Below are 19,061 nucleotides of genomic sequence, written 5' to 3' on the forward strand. Positions count from 1 at the left end.
GCGAGAGAACGCCAGATCCCCAAAAGAATCTGATGCATCCCGTCCTGACATCTCCGGAGTGTTTTGGGAAGGACTAACTCAACTCATATCAGCGAAGGATGGCCTCCGGGCCAACAACCAGACCGGTGTGCCCGGCCCACGTTCATAAACAGAGCGTCCACGAACAGGCCGGGCCGGGGCACACCGGCACAGACTGACCCAACCAAGCAGTTCATCCGAAGGACCAACCCGTGCGCCTGGCCAACATCGCGAACCGGCTGACACTCGTCACGCCGAAGAACGAAGCCGTCGATCTCCCGCAGGTGACAGGTGGCGTTTTTGGTCCATCGATCCAAGACTGCTACGAACGCTGGGATGAGCTTCTCGAGCTTGCCCGCCCGTTCGAAACCATGCCGGGAAAGCCATTGGCCGACATCCCGTTCAAAGACTTCGGCAACCCGGCACCCCGGCCGCGGCAGGTGTTCGCGATCGGGCTCAACTATGCCGCCCACGCCGCGGAAGCCTCGCTTGCGGTGCCCCAGGACCTCACCGTTTTCACCAAGTTTTCCAGCTCCCTCGCCGGCCCCTACGGCACCGTCACCCTCCCGCCCGGCACCGTTGACTGGGAGGTCGAGCTGGTGGCAGTCATCGGCCGCGGCGGAGCAAGCATCCCTGCGGAAAGGGCCTGGAGCTACGTCGCCGGGATCACCATCGGGCAGGACCTGTCCGAACGGACCATGCAGTCAGCCGGGCCCGCGCCCCAGTACAGCCTTGCCAAGTCCTTTCCCGGTTTCGGTCCGGCCGGCCCGCTCCTGGTCACCCCGGATGAGTTCGAGGACCCGGACAGCATCGAACTCGGCTGTGCCATCAACGGCGAAGTGGTCCAGAAGGGCAACACCTCGGACATGGTCTTCCCGGTTCCCGAGATCATCGCCCGCCTCTCCAAAGTCACGCAGCTGTTCCCCGGAGATGTCATCTTCACCGGCACGCCTCCCGGGGTGGGAGTGGGCCGCGTGCCCCAGCGCTTCCTCGCCCCCGGCGATGAACTCGTAACGTACATGCGCGGCGTCGGCGAGATGCGCCACAGGATGCAGGCCTCCTCCTAGCTCCCCAACCGGCTTTCGACCAGCTTTCGACCGGGCCCCGCGGGCGGCGAGAGCGTGCGGAAACCGCTGCGGCTCCGGAAACTAACCGGGCGCTAACGGGCAGGAAACGCGTGCGCAACATTGCCCCGCCACACTGGAGGTGCCGGCAATTGCAGGCACCAGCTCCAGCTCAGGAGGCCACGCCATGTTGAAGGAAGCCAAACCACATGTCACCCGGGTCCGTGCCCTGGACCAGCTGCACCGCGGCGACGAGATCGAGGCCCGCCTGTCGGTAGGCCCGAGTTACGACGACGTCATCATCCGCCGCGGCAGTGTCCAGGAGACCGCCCCGGGCATCGGCGTCGTGTGGATCATGGATCGCCATACTGGCATGCGCAAGGCCATCAATACGGACGAATGCAGCGTTTGGCGCGTCGCCTGAGTCAGCTAGCCGCCAGCCACGGACTGAATAATCAGCACCTCCTGGCCGGCAGAAACTTCCGTTTCCAGGCCGCGAAGACGCCGGACCTCCTCACCGTTCACGTAAATATTCACGTAGCGGCGGAGCGCACCCCTTTCGTCCCGCAGCCGCCTGGCGAGCACCGGGTAATCCCCGGTCACGGAATCCAGTAACCAGCCCACAGTCACCGCCCCGTCGGCGGGTGTAGTCAGTATGGACTGCCCGCCGGCCAGCGGCTGGAGGACGCTGGGAAGGACCACGCTGATCTCAGCCACTGCACATCCTCATGCAGGACATCCTCATGCAGGAGCACCCGCCTTTACCGGGGCACCCGCCACAACGGCGGCGCGGACGCACAGCACATCCGGCAGGTGGGACGCCACCTCCGCAAAGGTTTCACCTTCATCGGCGCTGGCGTACACCGAGCCCCCGCGGGTTCCGAAGTAGACCCCGGCGGGTTCTGCGGAATCGACGCTGGCCGCGTCACGGAGCACGGAATTGAATTCTGATTGCGGCAGCCCGGAATCCAGGCGCTTCCACGTCCCGCCGGCATCATCCGTGCGGTGCACGGCGAGCTTTCCGTCCGGCGGGATGCGTTCGCCGTCGGCTTTTAAGGGGACAACCCACGCTGTGCCTGCCCGTCTCGGGTGCGTCAGCATGACGAACCCGAAATCTGCCGGCAGGCCTTCCGCGATCGATTCCCAGTTCTCGGCATTGTCATCAGTGCGGTACACGCCGTGGTGGTTCTGCGCGTAAAGGCGGCCTTCGACGGCGGCATCCGCGGCAATCTTGTGCACGCATTGGCCGAATTCGGGGTTGGGATCGGGCATGAAGTAGGCGGAGATGCCTTTGTTCCGCGGCTCCCATGAGGTCCCGCCGTCGAGCGAGCGGTACACGCCTCCGGTGCTCATGGCCACATGCACGTTGTCCCCTGAGGGGTTGACCACGATTGAGTGGGCGGCGGCGCCGCCGTAGCCGGCACCCCACTCACTGCGGTGCGGGTGATCCCACAGACCGCGGTTCAGCTCGAAGTGCTCACCGCCGTCGGTCGATTTCCACACCGAAATCGGCTCCGCACCGGCCCAGACCACCCCCGGGCGGGAGTCGGCGTCGGGGTAGATCTGCCAGATCCGTTCCACGGCGGCGTCCGTATCCTCAGGGAACTTAATTGCACCCTGTTCGGGCTCGGTCCAGCTGGCACCGAGGTCATCCGAATGGGCAACGGTGGGCCCCCAGTGCTCGGACCGCACCCCCACCATGATGCGTGTGCGGCCGTTCCGAGTGTCGATGCCGATGCTCGGTATCTCGCTCATCAGGAAGTGCGGACCTGACAAGGACCACTGCTTCCGGTCCTGGCTGGTGGCGAGCCAGAGGCCTTTTTTGGTCCCGATTGCTAAGACGAAACTCTCAGGGGCAGTCATGCACCCCATGCAACCACTCCGGCGGAAGGGGTGCAATGGTTTTGGCCGCCACGGGTTGGCCCGTTCCGGATGTGCTGTCCGGACCCGCGTCCCCGGTTGCCGGCGCGGGTACGGCGCGGGTACTAGGACCCGATACCCGCGCCATCCTTGGCGGCGTCATCTTTGGTCGTGCCGGATTTCGCCGTGCCGGATTTCGCCGTGCCGGATTTCGCGCCAATGGATTTGGCCGCACGGCGGTTTCGCCACCAGCGGCGGAGCAGGTCCACGGCGGCCAGGATTCCGGCCAGGGGCGTGAGGACGGCGGCGGCATAGACGAAGAGGAGCCATGTCAGCGTGGCGATCGGTGGCTGGCTCCGGCTCAGCAGAGACAAGCCGCCGAACAGGCCCGCAACCCAGAAGAGCACCACCAGCGTCAGCACGGCCGCTGCCGGAAAGTACTCGTTCCGCACCACCCTCTTCAAGGTTTCCACCACTGATCCTCCTGCGCCTTGCTTCCCCATGAGTCCAGTATGCGACGGAGAGTCATTGCTCCGGGGACGGCACGGCGAACGTGTGATGAATACAACCACTGCCCGTATAACCACTGCCCGGTACTGGCTGCAATCTGTCAGTCCGAGGAGATCAGCCGGAAGTCCGGCAGGGGCACCGTCGGGCTCGGGTTGCGGGCCTGAAGAGCGGCGCGGAATGGAGCATGAAGCGGGGAATGCGCTCACCGCGCTGCACCACGCACCGGGACGGGGTGCCGGTGGTTCGCGCGGAGCCTCAGTCTACAAACTCGGACTGCGTCTCGATGAAATCCCACTCCGCTTCGGTCAGCACTGCCTGCGGGCTGTCCGGGTGCGGACCGCCTGCCCGGGCAATGCCCTCCATCACGAACTGCGGAACATCATCGGCCCGCAGGTGTTCGCGAAGCCACTCCTTGCTTTTCAGGTCCAGATCAAGCCACCACATGTGAATCTGCATGGGACGCCGCCTTTCTACGTCTCCACGCTAAGCTCGCCGCGCCACGGATTCAAGGAAAAATCCACACTCGTCGCCGCCGGGGCACGTGCTGCTCCGCTGGCCTGAAACCGTCCCTGAGCTGGGCGAAGGTCACGGCCGGCTCTGGTCTTTCCCAACTCCGCGGGCACACAATTGAGTATGGATGCAGAGCGCTTCAGCGGCCCGCCTCCCCTCCTCGTGGGCATGGTTCCCGGGCAGCATCCGGAGGTCCTCAAGACCGCCGTCAGTCTCGCCCAAAAGCTGTCCGCCCCGCTGCTATGTGCCTACGTGGATGAGGCAAGCTACCTGGTGGAGTGGGATCCTGCGCGCTCCGCGCACCGCCTCTCCCTCCATCCGGACAGGGACGACGACGATATCCGCTCTGTTACGACTGAACTGAAGTCCGCCATCACATCGGCCGTCCAGACTGGCGGACCTGCATGGACCCTGCGCACGCTGGCCGGGGACCCGGCGAGGGCCCTCGGCAGGCTGGCATCCGAGGTCAATGCCCCGATGATCATTGTGGGCACACCGGAGCGGGGTTTCGGGCACCGCCTGACCGAATTCTTGAACGGTTCCGTGGCCGCGTGGCTCACCCACCACCAAAGCCGGCCCGTTCTGGTGGTTCCGTTCCGAATGGCCGCGCATGAGGACCGGGGCGAATAGCCGGGCGACGGCTTGCTGCCGGCTCAAGACCGGGCGCGGGAAAGTAAAGCGAAAGTAGTTATTCGATGCGGTGGCCAACTTCGCTACCGGCAAGTAAGCTAATTCAGGCAGGCCACCAGAGCCCGCCCAAAGACTGCTCCGGAGTGCGTATCCCCCAATAACGCGCTCCGGAGCTTTTTGTTGCCCGGAAACCCGCACCCAAACATCGCCGCAGCGCCGGGCGCCGCCGTTCCCACATCACTCTTCGCGCGAGTAGTGACCTCCCGCACCCTCCTTGACGGATACCCCCTAGGGGTATAGTTTTGGGGTATGGAGACTTCAGATCGGGCGCCTGGAGCGCCCAACGAAGAAGCGGCCGTTGACTCCGGGCAGCATGGTTACACTGCCGACAAGGACGCCTACCTGCGCCGGCTCCGCCGGATCGAGGGCCAGGTCCGAGGAATCGCCCGGATGGTCGAGGAGGATAAGTACTGCATCGACATCCTGACGCAGGTCGCGGCTGTGACAAAGGCCCTGCATGCCGTCAGTCTGGGCCTCGTGGAGGAGCACATCGGCCACTGCGTCGTCGGGGCGGTCGCCGAGCCCGATCCTGATCTGCGGGCTGAAGCCATCGACCTTAAGGTCAAAGAGGCCGCAGGTGCCATCGGGCGCCTGCTCCGCTAACGGCACACCCCCATCCACCCGGCTGACCAACCCGGTCAGCGCACCAAATAGGAGCCAGCTATGAGCACCATCTCCACCAAAGTCCACGTTTCCGGCATGACCTGCGGGCACTGCGTATCGGCCGTCAGCGAGGAACTTGAGGCACTCGCCGGCGTCGAGGAGATCGACATCGACCTCAATGCGGGCGGAATTTCCACCGTCACCATCACCTCCACCCAGAAGCTCTCGCCGTCGGAAATTGGCGAGGCGGTGGCCGAGGCCGGCTACCTGGTAGTGGCCAACGAGGCGTAACCCCTCCACTTCCACAGAGCACGACCTTTAAACGCAGCACAACCAGACAAGGACCGGCCAATGGTCACCGAACACCCTCCCGCAGGCACCGCCAGCCGGGTGATCGAACTCGACGTCGAGGGCATGACCTGCGCCTCGTGCGTGAACCGGGTGGAAAAGAAGCTCGCCAAGCTCGAAGGCGTCCAGGCCACCGTCAACCTCCCGCTGGAAACGGCCCACGTCACGGTTCCCGACGGCATCACGGACCAGCAGATCACCGACCAGGTAGCCTCGGCCGGCTACAAGGCAAGGATCAGGAAGCCGGCCCACGAGAGCTCCGTGGAGCTAACCCTGCAGAAGGCCGCAGCCACAGAGCACGCGGAGGTCCGCACGCCGGAGGACGCCGCGGCGCAGCACGAAGACCACATGAACCACGGCGGCAAGGCGGCGGACCTGAAGCCGCGCCTGGTTGTCGCCGCGGTCCTGACTGTGCCGGTCTTTCTGATCTCGATGTTCCCGGCCTTCCAGTTCCCGAACTGGGGCTGGGTGGTGGGCGCCCTGGCACTGCCGGTTGTCAGCTGGGCAGCATGGCCGTTCCACCGGGCGGCCGCCATCAACGCGCGCCACTTCGCCTCCACCATGGACACCCTGGTGTCCCTCGGCGTCATCGCCGCCTACCTGTTTTCTGCCTGGCAGCTCCTCACCGACCCCCGCCTGACCGAGCACCCCGGCATGGAACAGATGGGCGCGGATTCCGGCGGCCTGTACTTTGAGGTGGCCAGCGTCGTCACCACTTTCCTCCTGCTGGGCCGGTACCTGGAAGCCAACGCCAAATCGAAGGCCGGCGATGCGCTCAAGGCCCTTCTTGATCTGGGCGCGAAGGATGCCTCCATCCTGAAAAACGGCATGGAGGTGAAGATTCCGGCAGGCCAGCTGGCCGTCGGGGACCTCGTCATTGTCCGCCCCGGTGAGAAGATCGCCACTGACGGCGTTGTGGCTGACGGCGTCTCAGCCGTGGATGCTTCGCTGGTCACCGGAGAATCGATCCCGGTGGACGTTGGTCCGGGCAGCCCTGTCACCGGCGCCACCATCAACACGTCCGGCCGGCTGCTGGTCCGGGCCACGCGGGTCGGGGCGGAAACCACCCTGGCCCAGATGGGCAGGCTCGTGACCCAGGCGCAGACCGGAAAGGCGCCGATCGCCCGGCTGGCCGACCGCATCAGCTCGGTCTTCGTGCCAGTGGTCCTGGTCATCGCCGTCCTCACGTTCGCCGGATGGCTGCTTGCCGCCGGGCCGGCCATCACCGGGCCTGAACTCCGCTCCGCCTTCACGGCAGCCGTGGCCGTGTTGGTCATCGCCTGCCCCTGCGCCCTGGGCCTGGCAACCCCTGTCGGCCTCCTGACCGGGACAGGGCGCGGCGCACAGCTGGGCATTCTGATCAAGGGCCCGCAGGTCCTGGAGGACACACGCACCGTGGACACGATCCTGCTGGACAAGACCGGAACCGTCACCAGCGGGCAACTGTCCGTGGACGCCGTGGCCGCATTTGCCCCGTTCAGCGGGCCGGACGTCCTGCGGCTCGCCGGCGCGGTCGAGTCAGCGTCAGAGCATCCGATCGCGGCGGCGATCGCAGCCGCCGCGAGGGCCGAGGTGCCCGTCACGGGCATGCGCCTGACCGGCAGCCACAGCACCAGCAGCCACAGCCGAAGTGGGACGGACGACGGCGCCGCCCTCCCCGCCGTCGACGGCTTCCGTTCCGCCCCCGGCGGCGGAGTGGTGGGAACCGTTGAAGACCGGCTGGTGGTTGCCGGCCGGAGCGGATGGCTGCTGGAGAACGGCGTGCGGATTACCGCGGAGCAGGGCCAGGTACTCCGCGATGCGGAGGAGTCCGGCGCCACGGCCATCTGGGTGGCGGTGGACGGAGAAGCTGCCGGCATCATCGAGCTGCGGGACTCGGTCAAGCCGGGATCCGAGGCGGCCGTGGCACGCCTCAAGGCCCTGGGCCTGCGGCCGATGCTGCTCACGGGAGACAACGAGGCGGTGGCAACCCAGGTGGCCGCCGCCGTCGGGATCGCCGCGGAGGATGTCTTCGCCGGAATACTGCCCGAGGGCAAGGTGGAAGCCGTCCGGCGGCTGCAGGCGCGCGGTGCAACCGTGGCCATGGCCGGCGACGGCGTGAATGACGCCGCGGCCCTGGCACAGGCCGACCTCGGCATCGCGATGGGTTCCGGCACGGACGTCGCGATCGAAGCTGCCGACCTGACCGTGATGGGCAACGACCTGGGCCAGGTGGCCACCGCGATTGAGCTGTCGCGGCGCACGCTGGCCACCATCAAGACCAACCTGTTCTGGGCGTTCTTCTACAACGCGGTGGGCATTCCGGTGGCGGCACTTGGCCTGCTCAACCCCATGATCGCCGGCGTGGCCATGGCGGCAAGTTCAGTGCTGGTGGTGGCCAACTCCCTCCGGCTGCGACGCTTCGGCAGGTAGCGCGCGGGGCAGTCCGCGGCCTCCTAGGCCGTCCCGAAGCGCACAGCCGCGCGGGCCTTCGCCTTGGCGGCTTCCTCGTCGCGGTCCTTGGCCGGCGCGTGCGTCACCAATGAGTCGAGCAGGTGCTGGGTCACGTGCGCAATCTCGTGCACGGCGCGCTCGAACGCTTCCTCATTGGCCTTCGATGGCTTGGTGCTCCCGCTGATTTTGCGGACGTACTGCAGCGCGGCGGCGTGGATCTCCTCGGACGTCGCATGCGGTTCGTAGTTGTGGAGGGTACGGATATTCCGGCACATACCCTCATGCTAGGCTCTGGAACGCCGAGGATCGACCCTTCCGGCCCCGGGTTTGAGCGAGGCACGTGCCCATGGGGAGGCCTCCATGGGGAGCGCTGCCCATCGACACTCTTTCGGGCGGAAGGATAGTTTTTAGGCAATGGATCTTCCGGACGAGCCGGAGGCCACGGGGGATGCCGACTGGATCGGGTCCGTTGATAAAAAAGGAGATACGTCATGGCTATGTTGGGTGCAGATGTTGAAGCGCTGCGGAACCTGGGCACCAGGCTCACCAATGGTTCGACCGAAATTCAGAACCAGAAGAACCAGCTGAGCCGGGCGCTCGACGGCGTCGAGTGGAGGGGCAACGACGCCGACCAGTTCCGCAACGAGTGGCAGAGCAACCACCTTCCGGCCCTCGAGAGGGTGGCACGGGCCCTGGAAGAGGCGGGCAAGCACGCCAGCCGCAACGCCCAGCAGCAGGAAGACGCTTCCCGCGGCTAGACCCGGGAACGCACCGGAGGGCCGGACGCATCGAGCGTCCGGCCCTCCGGTATTTAACAGTTCATCATCCGCTAAGCGGCCCGCCGCTGGAAACTTAGGGGACGGGCTCGACGTCGTTCGCGTGGTCAAGCGGTCCGGTCACCGCTCCCTTGTCCCCTGCCTTGGCTCCCCGGAGCTCATCCACCCGGACGCAGAGCACCCCGCCCACGATCAGCAGTCCACCCGCCAGCTGGATGGCACCGGGCAGTTCCCCCAGCAGCAGCCAGGCCCAAAGCACGGCGAACAGAACCTCAGTGAGGGACACAAAAGAGGCAACTTTGGTGCCAAGCGCGCGGGCAGCGATGATCCCGGAAACGTACGCCAGCACGGTGGCCAGCACCACAAGACCGGCCAGGGGAACCCACCACGGCGTGGTCCACGGGCCGAGCGTGGTGTCCGCCGTGGTCATGGCCATGGGCAGGATGCCGGTGGCCGCCGTCAGCCACATGACTGCGGCGCCTACCAGGAGCCCGCCCGATGCGAGGACGATGGGCGGCAGCGTGTCGTTTTCCTTGGCGGTGAGGAAGAAGTAGATGGCCAGGCAGACCGCCGCGGCGAGGCCCCAGAGCACGCCCACGGCATCGACCTTCACCGAACCGGTGAGGTCCAGGACGAGCACCAGCCCGCCCAGGGACAGCAGCGTCCCAGCGATGGTAAGGGAGCGCGGCCGTTTACGGCTGGCTGCCCAAAGCCACAGCACGATCAATACCGGGCCGAGGTATTCGAGCAGCAGCGCCACGCCGACGGACAACCGGGCCACGGCGTTGAAGTAGAACAGCTGACAGCCGGCGACGCCGATCAGTCCAAAGAGGACAATCGTCACCCAGTTCGACCGCAGCTGGTGCCAGCGGCCTCGAAGCGCCGGAACAGCGGGAACCGCGAGGATAAGCGCGGCGCCAGTCAGCCGCGCCGTGACGGCGGCCCCCGGCGTCCAGCCGCTTTCCAGCAGCGCCTTGGCGAAGGAGCCGGAAAGCCCGAAGATGGCCGAGGAAAACAGCGCAATACCCAATCCTGACGCCAGGAAGCCCGAGGGCCTGGCAGCTGCCTTGGCGGTGGTCCGCGCCGGGGTGGAGGCCGTTTGCGTCACGGTGGCGCGGGTGTTTGATGCGGGCACGGATGCCTCCCGTCAGGAGTAAAGTGGGGTATTGGTCCTGACACTACTCCCCCGGACTGTAAGGAGTCAAGATGGTCTTTGCCCCTGACACGGAGCTGTCACTGCGCTTTGTGGTGAACCTCATCAACTCGGCCGCCAACGGCGCGGAGAACCTGCCCACGCTGAAGGACCTGGATGAGTTCCTGCAGCAGGAAGGATTCAGCGGCTCCCGCATGCACGACGACGCCGAGCTGGCAAGCATCCACGCGCTGCGCACCGAGCTGGCAAGACTGTGGACCGCCGACGAGGACACGGCCGTGGCCGGCGTGAACCGGCTGCTGCGCGAGGCCCACGCACTCCCCCAGCTGCTCAAACACGACCAGTGGGACTGGCACCTTCACGCCACCACGCACGATGCACCGCTGTCGGACCGGCTGGGCACAGAGGCTGCCATGGCCTTGGTTGACGTGATCCGCAGCAAGGAAATGGACCGCATGCTGGTGTGTGCCGCCGAGGACTGCGATGCGGCAGTCCTTGATCTCAGCCGCAACCGGTCCAAGAGGTACTGCGACACCGGAAACTGCGCCAACCGTGCCCATGTGGCCGCCTACCGGGCGCGCCGCGCGAGCGGAGAATAAGGGCGGCTGCGGAGAGTAAAAGTCGAGCGTTAGGAGGCCCCGCCGTCGGGACCCGTTTCGCCGGGACCCCTGGTGCCCGGGGCACCCGGGGCGTCCGGGGTTTCCGGACCGCCGTGGCTCCCGTGTCCGTGCGATGGCTTGCGGGCGGAGCTCAGGTTCACGCCGGATCCCTTGCCGAGGTGGTCGGCGTTTTCCTTGTAGCTCATCGACAGCATGGCGGCGATGACCAGGGTGACAATGAAGGCGATGCCGGCGCCGGTGAAGGCGAGGTCGAACCGCGGCGACCGCGCGCTGCCACCGGAGGCGAAGATGAGCACCGCGAAGAACGCCACCACAGCCCAAAAGGCGGAGAACATCAGGGGTCCCTTCACCGAGGTCCGCAGGTTGCGCGGTTCTCCTGGTTTCTGGTGTGCCAAGGTGATTCCTCCCGTGCGGGCGGCGCGATGCGGCCTGTCCGCTGTGCTGTGTGCTGGTGTTGAAGGGGTGCCGGTTGTTCTACAACGAGTAGAACCCCTGGTACTAGTTTACGGCCTTTGACGCAGCCGCCCGCGCATCGTGCCGGAGCGAGAGGCCGGCCAGGATCCAGAGCACTCCCGAAATGATGGCCCCGCCGCCGGCCACCCCCAGCAGCGCATGCGGTCCGAGCCCCACAAAGAAGGGCAGGGTGCCGGCCGTCCCCAGTCCGATGACCCCGGAGGCCAGCCAGTCGCGGGCCAGGACGTGCCGTCCGCGGAACCGGATGCCCAGATATAGTTCGGCCACGGCGGCCACGGCCAGGCCCAGGGCGGCAAGCACTGCGAAAACCAGGTTGCCGTGCAGGAACAGCAGGGCCACTCCGGCGCCGGTCAGGGCGGCGCCCGCGGCGGACAGAATGCGGCCGGCCGGGGCGTCCCGAAGGAAACCGGTGAACGGAATGCCCCACAGCAGAATCAGACCGGTGGCCAGCACGTACGCACCGCCCGCCAGCGACATCCCGGCCACGGACGGGGCCGCCCAAAAGACGGTCACGGCACCGAACACCAGCGCGGCGGCAGCCCGCAGCAGGGCAGGCTTCCACAGTTCCGCCGAGGGGGAAGGCACGTCGGATTCAGCAGGGTTCGCGGGGGAAGTCACCGCTCCAGTTTAGTGCGCCCGCCTCTGGCAGCGAATCCTGGCGCGGCAAATCCTGGAACCGGGTGGCTATGAGCCGAGCACCATCCAGCGGTCCGTCCTGGCCCGCAGGCCAAGGGTCACGGCGCGGGCAAACATGTACCCCAGCGAAAAGGCTGCCCACACCCAGACCAGCGCCGCCGCGCCGCCGGCCCCCACCAGCGGTACCGCCAGCAACAGGGGAAGGTACACCGCCAGATTTACGACGCCGGCAATCGCCAGATACTTCGCGTCACCGGCGCCAATCAGCACCCCGTCGAGGACGAACACGTACCCGGCCAGGGGCTGGCCTGCGGCCAGCACCCACAGGGCCGCCGTCAGCACCGACTGGACGCCGGCGTCAGACGTGAAGAGGGCCCCCGCGAACGGGGCCGCCAGGGCGAGCAGGACGCCGGTGACCACGCCGAAGCCGGTGCCCCAGCGGATCATCGTCCGGGTCAGGATCCTCGCCTTGCCGGCATTGGACGCGCCCAGTTCCTTTCCGATCAGCGCCTGCGCCGCAATGGCCAGCGCATCCAGCGCAAAGGCCAGGAAAGTAAAGACCGTCATGGCCAGCTGGTGGGCCGCCAGGTTCACGGCACCCTGGGCCGTGACCACCAGCACGGTGGCCATGACGGCGACGCGCAGGCTGAGTGTCCGCAGCATCAGCCAGGAGCCAACCTTGGTCATGGCGCGGATCCCATGCCAGTCGGGGAGCAGGCTAACGCCGTGTTGACGGGCGTTGCGCTGCACCATCACCAGATACACCGCGGCCATGGCCCACTGCGCGATGCTGGTCCCCACCGCCGATCCGACCACAGACAGCCCGAGCCCGTAAACCAGCACCAGGTTCAGCACGATGTTCAGTGAGAAACCCGCCGTCGCCACCACCAGTGGCGTCCGGGTGTCCTGCAGTCCCCGCAGCACACCCGTGCCGGCGAAGATCAGCAGCATGGCGACGAGCCCAGGCATGGACCAGCGCAAGTAGTCCACGGCGAAGGTGCGCACTTCGGGGCCAGGACCCATGAGCTCAATCAGCGGCTCCGCGGCGAGGAACCCGGCGAGGGCGAGTGCTGCCCCGAGCAGCAGGGCGAGCCAGACGCCGTCGCGCCCCGCGGCCAGCGCCCTCCCCAGCTGTCCGTCCCCCATCGCCCGCGCTACGGCAGGCGTGGTGGAGTAGGCGAGGAAAACCATTAGCCCCACGGCGGTGTGCAGCACCGCAGAAGCCAGCCCGACGCCGGCCAGCTGGGCAACACCCAGGTGGCCCACAATGGCCGAGTCAGCAAGCAGGAAGAGCGGCTCGGCAATCAGCGCCCCAAAGGCGGGAACGGCAAGCCGGAGTATTTCACGTCCATGGCTGTCCGGCTTGGGGGTTGAAACGGCGGCGGAACGCGATTGGGGCACGGGTTCAGCCTAAAGGACAGCCGGCAGCGGACGGAGCCCGAAAGATAACCCACGACACATTAGTTGACACTTCAACAAAACTTCGGGACAGTGGAAGGGAAGCTTCAACCGGCACGCCCCGGACCGCGTGCCCAAAAGAGACAACCCCCAATCAACCTGAACGGTGAGAATCTCCATGAACCAGTCCACCCTTACCACCACAGCCCTGACGGTCCTGCGCGTAATCGCGGGATTCCTCTTCGCCGCGCACGGCTGGCAGAAGTTCAACGAATTCACCATCGCCGGCACGCAGGCATCCTTCGCCAAGATGGGGGTTCCGGCCGCCGAACTCGCCGCCCCGGCCGTCGCCACGCTTGAACTTGTGGGCGGCATCGCCCTCATCCTCGGTGTGCTGACCCGCGTCTTCGCCGCCCTTCTCGCGCTGAACATGCTAGGAGCATTCTTCCTGGTCCACGCCTCGGCCGGCGTCTTCGTTGGCAACGGCGGCTATGAACTGGTCCTCCTCCTGGCCGCCGGCGCGCTTGCCATCGCACTGGCCGGCGCCGGCCGCTTCTCGGCGGACGCAGCCATGTTCGGCCGCGGCAACTCTAAGCTCAGGGTTCTCGCGTAGCCTTTCGAGAAACTGCGGAGTCTTCGGAAAATAGCGACGGCGGCTGCCCAGCCGGCATTTCTGTGCCAGGCGGGCAGCCGCCGTCGTTTTGGCTTTCCCGGCCGTGAAGCGGCCTGCCTGCGGGACTTGTGGCGGCCGGGAACCTGTTTGTGAAGGGGCGGATCGGCCCGAAGGACCGCGGTCAGTAAACTGCGAGCATGAGCGAGACCGCCGCCAATTCAGTGACCCTCCGCTTTCTTGCCGCCCCCATGGACGTGGGCCACAGCGGATCCGTTGACGCCGGCACCGTGCTGGAGTGGGTGGACAAGGCGGCCTACGCTGCAGCCGTCGGTTGGGCCAAGTCATACTGCGTTACCGCTTACGTGGGGAACATCCACTTCGCCGATCCCGTGAACAGCGGCGACATGGTGGAGGTGACGGCAACCATCGTCTACACGGGCCGCTCCTCCATGCATATCCGGACAGTGGTTTCCTCCGGGGACCCGAAGGGCGGTCCGGCCACCATGCGCAGCCAGTGCATGGTGATCTTTGTTGCTGTTGGCGAGGACGGCAAACCCGTACCCGTTACGCAGTTTGAACCGAAGACGGCGGAGGAGCTGGAGCAGCGCGACCACGCCCTGGCTCGGATCAAGATCCGCGAGCAGATTGTCGAAGCCATGAGCGCCCAGGAATATACCGACGCCGGCACGGCAGAGCGCGTCGTCCTCCGGTTCATGGCTGCACCTACCGACGTGAACTGGGGCGGCAAAGTCCACGGCGGGATCGTCATGAAATGGATCGACGAGGCAGCATATGTGTGCGCCTCACGCTACTGTGGCCGCGACACGGTGGCCGTCTTCTCCGGCGGAGTGCGCTTCTACCGGCCGCTGTTGATCGGCCATGTGGTGGAGGTGGAGGCCCGGCTGGTCTACACGGGCACCAAGGGCATGCACATCGCCGTACATGTCCGCTCCGGGGACCCCAAGGGCCGGGAGCTGAACCTCACTACATACTGCCTCACCGTGATGGTTGCCCGCGACGCGGAGGGAACTTCCGTCCCCATTCCGCCATGGACGCCCGCGTCCGAGGAGGACAGGCGCCTTCACGCCCATGCGCGGGAACTCCTGGAAATCAGGGCAGCCGCCCCCGGCAACCGGCTCCCCAACCACCTGCTGCCGGCGCAGCCTCACTAGGACCCGCCTAGAATCCGCCGCCTCCGGCATCACCGGCCATGTTGGCGAACCGCGAGTAGTGGCCCTGGAAGGCCACCACGATGTCCTTGGTGGGGCCGTTACGGTGCTTTGCCACGAGGATGTCCGCCTCACCGGCGCGCGGGGATTCTTTGTCGTACACATCCTCGCGGTGCAGCAGGATCACCATGTCGGCATCCTGCTCGATGGAGCCGGATTCACGAAGGTCGGAGACCATGGGCCGCTTGTCCTGGCGCTGCTCAGAGCCGCGGTTCAGCTGCGACAGCGCAATGACGGGAACCTGCAGCTCCTTGGCAAGCAGCTTCAGCGCACGTGAGAACTCGGAGACTTCCTGCTGGCGGGACTCCACCTTCTTGCCTGAGCTCATGAGCTGCAGGTAGTCAAGGATCACGAGCTTGAGATCGTGCTGCTGCTTGAGGCGGCGGCACTTGGCCCGGATCTCCATGAGGGACATGTTGGGGCTGTCATCAATGAACAGCGGGGCATCATTCATGCGTCCCATGGTGGTGGCGATCTTGGACCACTGCTCATCCTTGATGGTGCCCTTGCGCAGGTCCTGCAGCCCGATGGTGGCCTCTGCCGAGAGCAGACGCATGGCAATCTCGTTGCGTCCCATTTCCAGGGAGAACATGACCGTGCTCAGGTTGTGTTTGATGGCGGCGGAGCGGGCAAAGTCCAGCGCGAAGGTGGACTTACCCACAGCCGGGCGCGCAGCAATAACGATCATCTGGCCGGGATGCAGCCCATGGGTCAGCTCGTCCAGCTCGTAGAAGCCGGTGGGAACGCCCACCATGCCTTCGCCGCGGTGGCCGGAGGCCTCGATCTCATCCACGGTGGACTCCATGACGTCCTTCAGGACGACGTAGTCCTCGGCCGTGCGGCGTTCGGCGACGGCGTAGACCTCCGCCTGGGCCTGGTTGACCAGGTCCTCCACCTCGCCGTCCTGGCCATAGCCAAGCTGCACGATCTTGGTGCCGGCATTGACCAGCCGCCGGAGCACGGCACGCTCGGCCACGATCTCGGCGTAGTAGCCCGCATTCGCGGCAGTGGGCACCGTCTGAATGAGTTCGTGCAGGTACGCCGGACCGCCGATCCGGTTGATTTCGCCACGCTTGGTCAGCTCATCGGATACCGTGACGGCATCTGCGGGTTCTCCGCGTCCGTAGAGGTCGATGACGGCCTCGTAGATGGTCTCGTGGGCCGGGCGGTAGAAGTCCTGTCCGCGCAGGATTTCCACCACATCGGCAATAGCGTCCTTGGACAGCATCATGCCGCCCAGGACGGACTGTTCAGCGGGAATGTCCTGCGGAGGCCTGCGGCTGCTCTCGGATTCGCGGGTACCTTCGATTGGGTCCAGGTGCGTAACTGACAAAGCTGCCGTCCTCCATTGTGTCCGCAGTCCGTGCAGGAGGACTGCGGCGTGTGCCGTGTGCCGTGGGTGCCGCGCGGCAGAATCTGCCGCGCGCGCTGGTGCAACTACACCAGCAGGCCCTGACATTTTCTGGTCCGGACCGCTGAACCCGGCGACGCCTCATCCACAGGTTTTCCACAGGGCAGCACGAATCCCCCGGAGACCGGTTGTCGGCCGGCTCCGGTCTTCAGGCCGGAAGGGAAAACCACCCGAATGGGGTGTCTCCGCTACGTTAGCGCCCCGCCGGTGAAGCACAAAGCCCGCAGTTTCGCACCTCTGTGGATAACGTGTGCACAAGAGACTGCTGCTTGTGCACAGCCTGTGGGGGAACCTGTGGATAGAAATTTTATTTCCGGCATATATAGGGGTTGACCTGCGGAAACACCGCAGTTCTCCTGTGGACAGATTTAATTTTTCCGCCAACCTTCATCCACAGCCTCAAGCGCCCACTGGGGATACCGGCCGGTAATTACACATCCAAAGCGGGTGTTCGGGAGCTGGATTCCTGCTTTGTGATACAGCTCACCGGCATATGCCTGAGTCGGCCCGGAAGGCATGCTCCCGGCATGAATCTGTCCCATCCGGGGCGGCAGAGTGCTCCTCCTGAGGCGGCACCATGCATAGCCGGGCATATGCTGTGGATAACGCGGATGTGGCGTTAAGCTCTAGGTATGGGCGACGTTCTAACGGTTTTGGTTCCTGCCCTTATCCTCGCCGCAGCCCTCTGGGCTTTCGCCACGGCACTGAAGCCGCGCGACGGAGGAATGTCCGACGCGGACCGCTACCAGCTGGAACTGGCACGGCGCTCCCAAGCCCACTACGCAGCCCAGGTCCGGGCTGCCCTGGCCGCACGGGCGCGCATGGAGGCGGCAGCCCTGCCAAGCCAGAACCGGCAGTTCCAACACCACGAGCCGCTCCAGCAGCACGGGCCGCCGGGCCATCCAGGCCACGATCCCGTCCGCAATCCTGACAATCCGCAGCGCTCCGACCTCGCGGCAGTGCTGACCGGGACCACGGTGAACCCGCAGCTGGCCTTGCAGCTGCAGGCTCTGGTGCGCAACGGGCAGAAGCTCCAGGCCATCAGGCTCCTGCGCGAGGCCACCCATTCCAACCTTTTGACCGCCAAGCAATTTGTAGATCGGCTGTAACCATGGAATCGCTCCTGATCCCCTTCCTGATCCTTATCGCCGCGGGCGTCGCCGTGGCCCTCGCGGCGCGCGCGTGGGGTCGGCGCCGGCAGACCGTCAAAGAGCCCGCCCAGCCGCCGGCTGAGTCCGCAGAGCTCGCCAGGGAAGCCGCAGCCAAACTGTCCGAGGATGAACACCGCCGGCTGTACTCCCTGATCGCCCAGGGACAGGCGATGGCGGCGATCAAGCTGTACTACGAGGTGTCAGGGCAGGGCCTGCGCGCGGCGCGGGACGCGGTAGCCGCGCTGGCGGCCCACCCGCAGCCTTTCCGCTCGCCCGCCCAGGAGCCCAGCGAACCCGAGGACGACGACGAGCCGCCGCAGCGGTTTCCGTACCGGTACCGGGCCATTGCGAGCAAGGGCGATGTCACCCGGGAGGTCAGCAGCAACATGCTCAATGACGAGATTTACGGCCGCATCCGCACCCTCGCCAAGAGCGGCAACATCGAGGCGGCCGCCACCGCCCTGACCCGGCACTCGGACATCACCATGAAGCAGGCACGCGAGTTCATCGCCCTGTTGGACGACTAACCGCCTCCGGGAAGCCCGGGCCGCTAGAAGTCGAACAGGTCCCCCAGCCAGCCCTCTTTCTTCTTGTGGTGGCGGCGGTCGGAGTCGCGGTCGTAGCCCTTGCCGTAGCTCCGGTCATCGTAGCGCGGCTGATCCCGCCGCGGTTCAAAGTCACGGTACAGCGGCGGCGGTGCCATGCCGGGCGCGGGGGTAGCCGGCGGAACGGGCGCCGGAGGTGCCGCCGCCCCGGCATTGACGCGGTCGATGATCTTGTCCAGCTCGCCGCGGTCCAGCCACACCCCCCGGCACTGCGGGCAGTAGTCGATTTCCACACCGCTGCGTTCGCTCATGACCAGGTCTGAAGAATCAATGGGACATTTCATGCCCGGCACAACGAGCAGAAGACGCGATTAGTTCGCGCTACTGGCCGCCAGAGATTCCCGCCAGCAACTGCTCGAAAGGCAGCGACTCCAGGGGAGCCGGCTTGCGGCCCGGCTGCTCCCCTTCCAGGAGGCGGCTAAATTCCGCCGCGGCCCGTTCGATGCGCAGCGAAAGGGGAGTCCCGCCGTCGTCCGTGTTTCCCCAGTCCTGCGGGCCGGCAAAGACGGCCGTGGCCGTGGTGCGAGTGCGCAGGTAGCTGAACAGCGGGCGCATGGCGTGATCCAGGACCATCTGGTGGCGGTCCGTTCCCCCGGTGGCGCCCGGGAGCACTGCCTTGCCGTCCAGGGATTTGGGGTCGAGGACGTCAATGAAGGACTTGAACAGGCCGCTGTAGGAGGCACTGAACACGGGGGTGACGGCGATGATCCCGTCGGAGGCTTCGACGCCGGCAATCACCTCGGCCAACCGGGGCGGCGCGAACCCCGTGACAAAGTTGTTGGCGATGTCCACGGCCAGCTCGCGGAGCTCCACAATGTCGATGGTCACTTCGTAACCAGCCGCAGCCAGCTTCCCGGTGACGGCGGCGGCCAGCTGGTCGGCAAGCAGCCGGCTTGACGACGGGACCCCCAGGCCGGCGGACAGGACGGTTATGCGGCGGGTCTCCATGATGCTCTCCT

At 66.1% G+C, this 19,061-nt stretch carries 24 protein-coding genes; 12 read left to right on the forward strand and 12 right to left on the reverse strand.

The features are described from left to right. The first annotated feature begins 230 nt into the window (after positions 1 to 230). Both ACFTR6_RS10130 and ACFTR6_RS10135 read left to right on the forward strand, forming a co-directional pair. The gene (locus ACFTR6_RS10130) at positions 231 to 1,085 is read left to right on the forward strand and encodes a fumarylacetoacetate hydrolase family protein (protein WP_377957833.1); all 855 of its coding nucleotides are present in this window, start codon (positions 231 to 233) and stop codon (positions 1,083 to 1,085) included. Between the two features lie 184 nt (positions 1,086 to 1,269). Next, positions 1,270 to 1,506 carry a hypothetical protein gene (locus ACFTR6_RS10135; RefSeq protein WP_076799487.1) on the forward strand — a complete coding sequence of 79 codons (237 nt, stop codon included), beginning with the start codon at positions 1,270 to 1,272 and terminating at the stop codon, positions 1,504 to 1,506. A gap of 5 nt (positions 1,507 to 1,511) precedes the next feature. Here the strand turns inward: ACFTR6_RS10135 and ACFTR6_RS10140 are convergent, their stop codons facing one another. The 4 genes from ACFTR6_RS10140 to ACFTR6_RS10155 form a co-directional block, all read right to left on the reverse strand. After that, entirely contained in the window at positions 1,512 to 1,799 is a 288-nt protein-coding gene (locus ACFTR6_RS10140) for a MoaD/ThiS family protein (RefSeq protein WP_076799486.1), read from the reverse strand. Between the two features lie 24 nt (positions 1,800 to 1,823). Next, positions 1,824 to 2,954, reverse strand: a complete 1,131-nt coding sequence (locus ACFTR6_RS10145; RefSeq protein ID WP_377957835.1) for a WD40/YVTN/BNR-like repeat-containing protein — start codon at positions 2,952 to 2,954, stop codon at positions 1,824 to 1,826. Between the two features lie 113 nt (positions 2,955 to 3,067). Further along, positions 3,068 to 3,415, reverse strand: coding sequence for a hypothetical protein (locus ACFTR6_RS10150; protein ID WP_377957836.1), 348 nt, complete (start codon positions 3,413 to 3,415; stop codon positions 3,068 to 3,070). A 292-nt stretch (positions 3,416 to 3,707) separates the two neighbouring features. Beyond that, positions 3,708 to 3,908: a hypothetical protein gene (locus ACFTR6_RS10155; RefSeq protein ID WP_076799484.1), complete on the reverse strand. Its 201-nt coding sequence runs from the start codon at positions 3,906 to 3,908 to the stop codon at positions 3,708 to 3,710. A 177-nt stretch (positions 3,909 to 4,085) separates the two neighbouring features. Between ACFTR6_RS10155 and ACFTR6_RS10160 the strand changes: the two genes are divergently transcribed. The 4 genes from ACFTR6_RS10160 (at position 4,086) to ACFTR6_RS10175 (ending at position 8,015) form a co-directional block, all read left to right on the forward strand. Next, positions 4,086 to 4,592: a universal stress protein gene (locus ACFTR6_RS10160; RefSeq protein ID WP_087872311.1), complete on the forward strand. Its 507-nt coding sequence runs from the start codon at positions 4,086 to 4,088 to the stop codon at positions 4,590 to 4,592. 309 nt (positions 4,593 to 4,901) lie between these two features. After that, the gene (locus ACFTR6_RS10165; RefSeq protein WP_087872312.1) at positions 4,902 to 5,255 is read left to right on the forward strand and encodes a metal-sensitive transcriptional regulator; all 354 of its coding nucleotides are present in this window, start codon (positions 4,902 to 4,904) and stop codon (positions 5,253 to 5,255) included. A 60-nt stretch (positions 5,256 to 5,315) separates the two neighbouring features. Then, a complete protein-coding gene (locus ACFTR6_RS10170; RefSeq protein ID WP_076799481.1) occupies positions 5,316 to 5,546 on the forward strand; it encodes a heavy-metal-associated domain-containing protein in 231 nt (76 codons plus the stop codon). Positions 5,547 to 5,606: 60 nt separating this feature from the next. Then, entirely contained in the window at positions 5,607 to 8,015 is a 2,409-nt protein-coding gene (locus ACFTR6_RS10175; protein WP_377957839.1) for a heavy metal translocating P-type ATPase, read from the forward strand. Between the two features lie 23 nt (positions 8,016 to 8,038). Here ACFTR6_RS10175 and ACFTR6_RS10180 read toward each other — a convergent pair whose 3' ends face one another. Continuing rightward, complete coding sequence (locus tag ACFTR6_RS10180) at positions 8,039 to 8,311, reverse strand: DUF2277 domain-containing protein (protein ID WP_076799479.1); 273 nt, start codon at positions 8,309 to 8,311, stop codon at positions 8,039 to 8,041. Positions 8,312 to 8,527: 216 nt separating this feature from the next. Between ACFTR6_RS10180 and ACFTR6_RS10185 the strand changes: the two genes are divergently transcribed. Beyond that, positions 8,528 to 8,794, forward strand: a complete 267-nt coding sequence (locus tag ACFTR6_RS10185; RefSeq protein WP_076799478.1) for a WXG100 family type VII secretion target — start codon at positions 8,528 to 8,530, stop codon at positions 8,792 to 8,794. Between the two features lie 94 nt (positions 8,795 to 8,888). Here ACFTR6_RS10185 and ACFTR6_RS10190 read toward each other — a convergent pair whose 3' ends face one another. Continuing rightward, positions 8,889 to 9,920, reverse strand: a complete 1,032-nt coding sequence (locus tag ACFTR6_RS10190) for a DMT family transporter (RefSeq protein ID WP_076803652.1) — start codon at positions 9,918 to 9,920, stop codon at positions 8,889 to 8,891. A gap of 98 nt (positions 9,921 to 10,018) precedes the next feature. Between ACFTR6_RS10190 and ACFTR6_RS10195 the strand changes: the two genes are divergently transcribed. Beyond that, the gene (locus ACFTR6_RS10195; protein WP_377957840.1) at positions 10,019 to 10,564 is read left to right on the forward strand and encodes a CGNR zinc finger domain-containing protein; all 546 of its coding nucleotides are present in this window, start codon (positions 10,019 to 10,021) and stop codon (positions 10,562 to 10,564) included. Positions 10,565 to 10,593: 29 nt separating this feature from the next. On the opposite strand, the gene ACFTR6_RS10200 is transcribed toward ACFTR6_RS10195, so the two are convergent. The 3 genes from ACFTR6_RS10200 to ACFTR6_RS10210 all read right to left on the reverse strand — a co-directional run bounded on the left by ACFTR6_RS10200 (position 10,594) and on the right by ACFTR6_RS10210 (position 13,096). Further along, positions 10,594 to 10,980, reverse strand: a complete 387-nt coding sequence (locus ACFTR6_RS10200; RefSeq protein WP_377957841.1) for a hypothetical protein — start codon at positions 10,978 to 10,980, stop codon at positions 10,594 to 10,596. 103 nt (positions 10,981 to 11,083) lie between these two features. After that, positions 11,084 to 11,677 (reverse strand): hypothetical protein, encoded by a 594-nt coding sequence (locus ACFTR6_RS10205; protein WP_076799475.1) that lies wholly within the window; start codon positions 11,675 to 11,677, stop codon positions 11,084 to 11,086. Between the two features lie 66 nt (positions 11,678 to 11,743). After that, positions 11,744 to 13,096 (reverse strand): MATE family efflux transporter, encoded by a 1,353-nt coding sequence (locus ACFTR6_RS10210; protein WP_377957842.1) that lies wholly within the window; start codon positions 13,094 to 13,096, stop codon positions 11,744 to 11,746. Positions 13,097 to 13,271: 175 nt separating this feature from the next. Between ACFTR6_RS10210 and ACFTR6_RS10215 the strand changes: the two genes are divergently transcribed. Next, a complete protein-coding gene (locus tag ACFTR6_RS10215) occupies positions 13,272 to 13,706 on the forward strand; it encodes a DoxX family protein (protein ID WP_087872319.1) in 435 nt (144 codons plus the stop codon). Positions 13,707 to 13,903: 197 nt separating this feature from the next. Beyond that, on the forward strand, positions 13,904 to 14,878 hold the full coding sequence (locus tag ACFTR6_RS10220) for an acyl-CoA thioesterase (RefSeq protein WP_377957843.1): 975 nt from the start codon (positions 13,904 to 13,906) through the stop codon (positions 14,876 to 14,878). Positions 14,879 to 14,885: 7 nt separating this feature from the next. On the opposite strand, the gene dnaB is transcribed toward ACFTR6_RS10220, so the two are convergent. Further along, positions 14,886 to 16,268 carry a replicative DNA helicase gene (dnaB, locus tag ACFTR6_RS10225; RefSeq protein WP_076799471.1) on the reverse strand — a complete coding sequence of 461 codons (1,383 nt, stop codon included), beginning with the start codon at positions 16,266 to 16,268 and terminating at the stop codon, positions 14,886 to 14,888. A gap of 710 nt (positions 16,269 to 16,978) precedes the next feature. Here dnaB and ACFTR6_RS10230 point away from each other — a divergent pair. Continuing rightward, a complete protein-coding gene (locus ACFTR6_RS10230; protein WP_076799470.1) occupies positions 16,979 to 17,455 on the forward strand; it encodes a hypothetical protein in 477 nt (158 codons plus the stop codon). Positions 17,456 to 17,457: 2 nt separating this feature from the next. Beyond that, entirely contained in the window at positions 17,458 to 18,024 is a 567-nt protein-coding gene (locus ACFTR6_RS10235) for a hypothetical protein (protein ID WP_076799469.1), read from the forward strand. Between the two features lie 23 nt (positions 18,025 to 18,047). Here ACFTR6_RS10235 and ACFTR6_RS10240 read toward each other — a convergent pair whose 3' ends face one another. Both ACFTR6_RS10240 and ACFTR6_RS10245 read right to left on the reverse strand, forming a co-directional pair. Further along, positions 18,048 to 18,386: a zf-TFIIB domain-containing protein gene (locus tag ACFTR6_RS10240; protein WP_087872321.1), complete on the reverse strand. Its 339-nt coding sequence runs from the start codon at positions 18,384 to 18,386 to the stop codon at positions 18,048 to 18,050. A 37-nt stretch (positions 18,387 to 18,423) separates the two neighbouring features. Then, a complete protein-coding gene (locus ACFTR6_RS10245) occupies positions 18,424 to 19,050 on the reverse strand; it encodes an FMN reductase (protein WP_377957844.1) in 627 nt (208 codons plus the stop codon). Between the last annotated feature and the right edge of the window lie 11 nt (positions 19,051 to 19,061).

Origin of the sequence: Arthrobacter sp. NPDC057009 (genome assembly GCF_042673905.1) — a bacterium.
Taxonomy (GTDB): domain Bacteria; phylum Actinomycetota; class Actinomycetes; order Actinomycetales; family Micrococcaceae; genus Arthrobacter.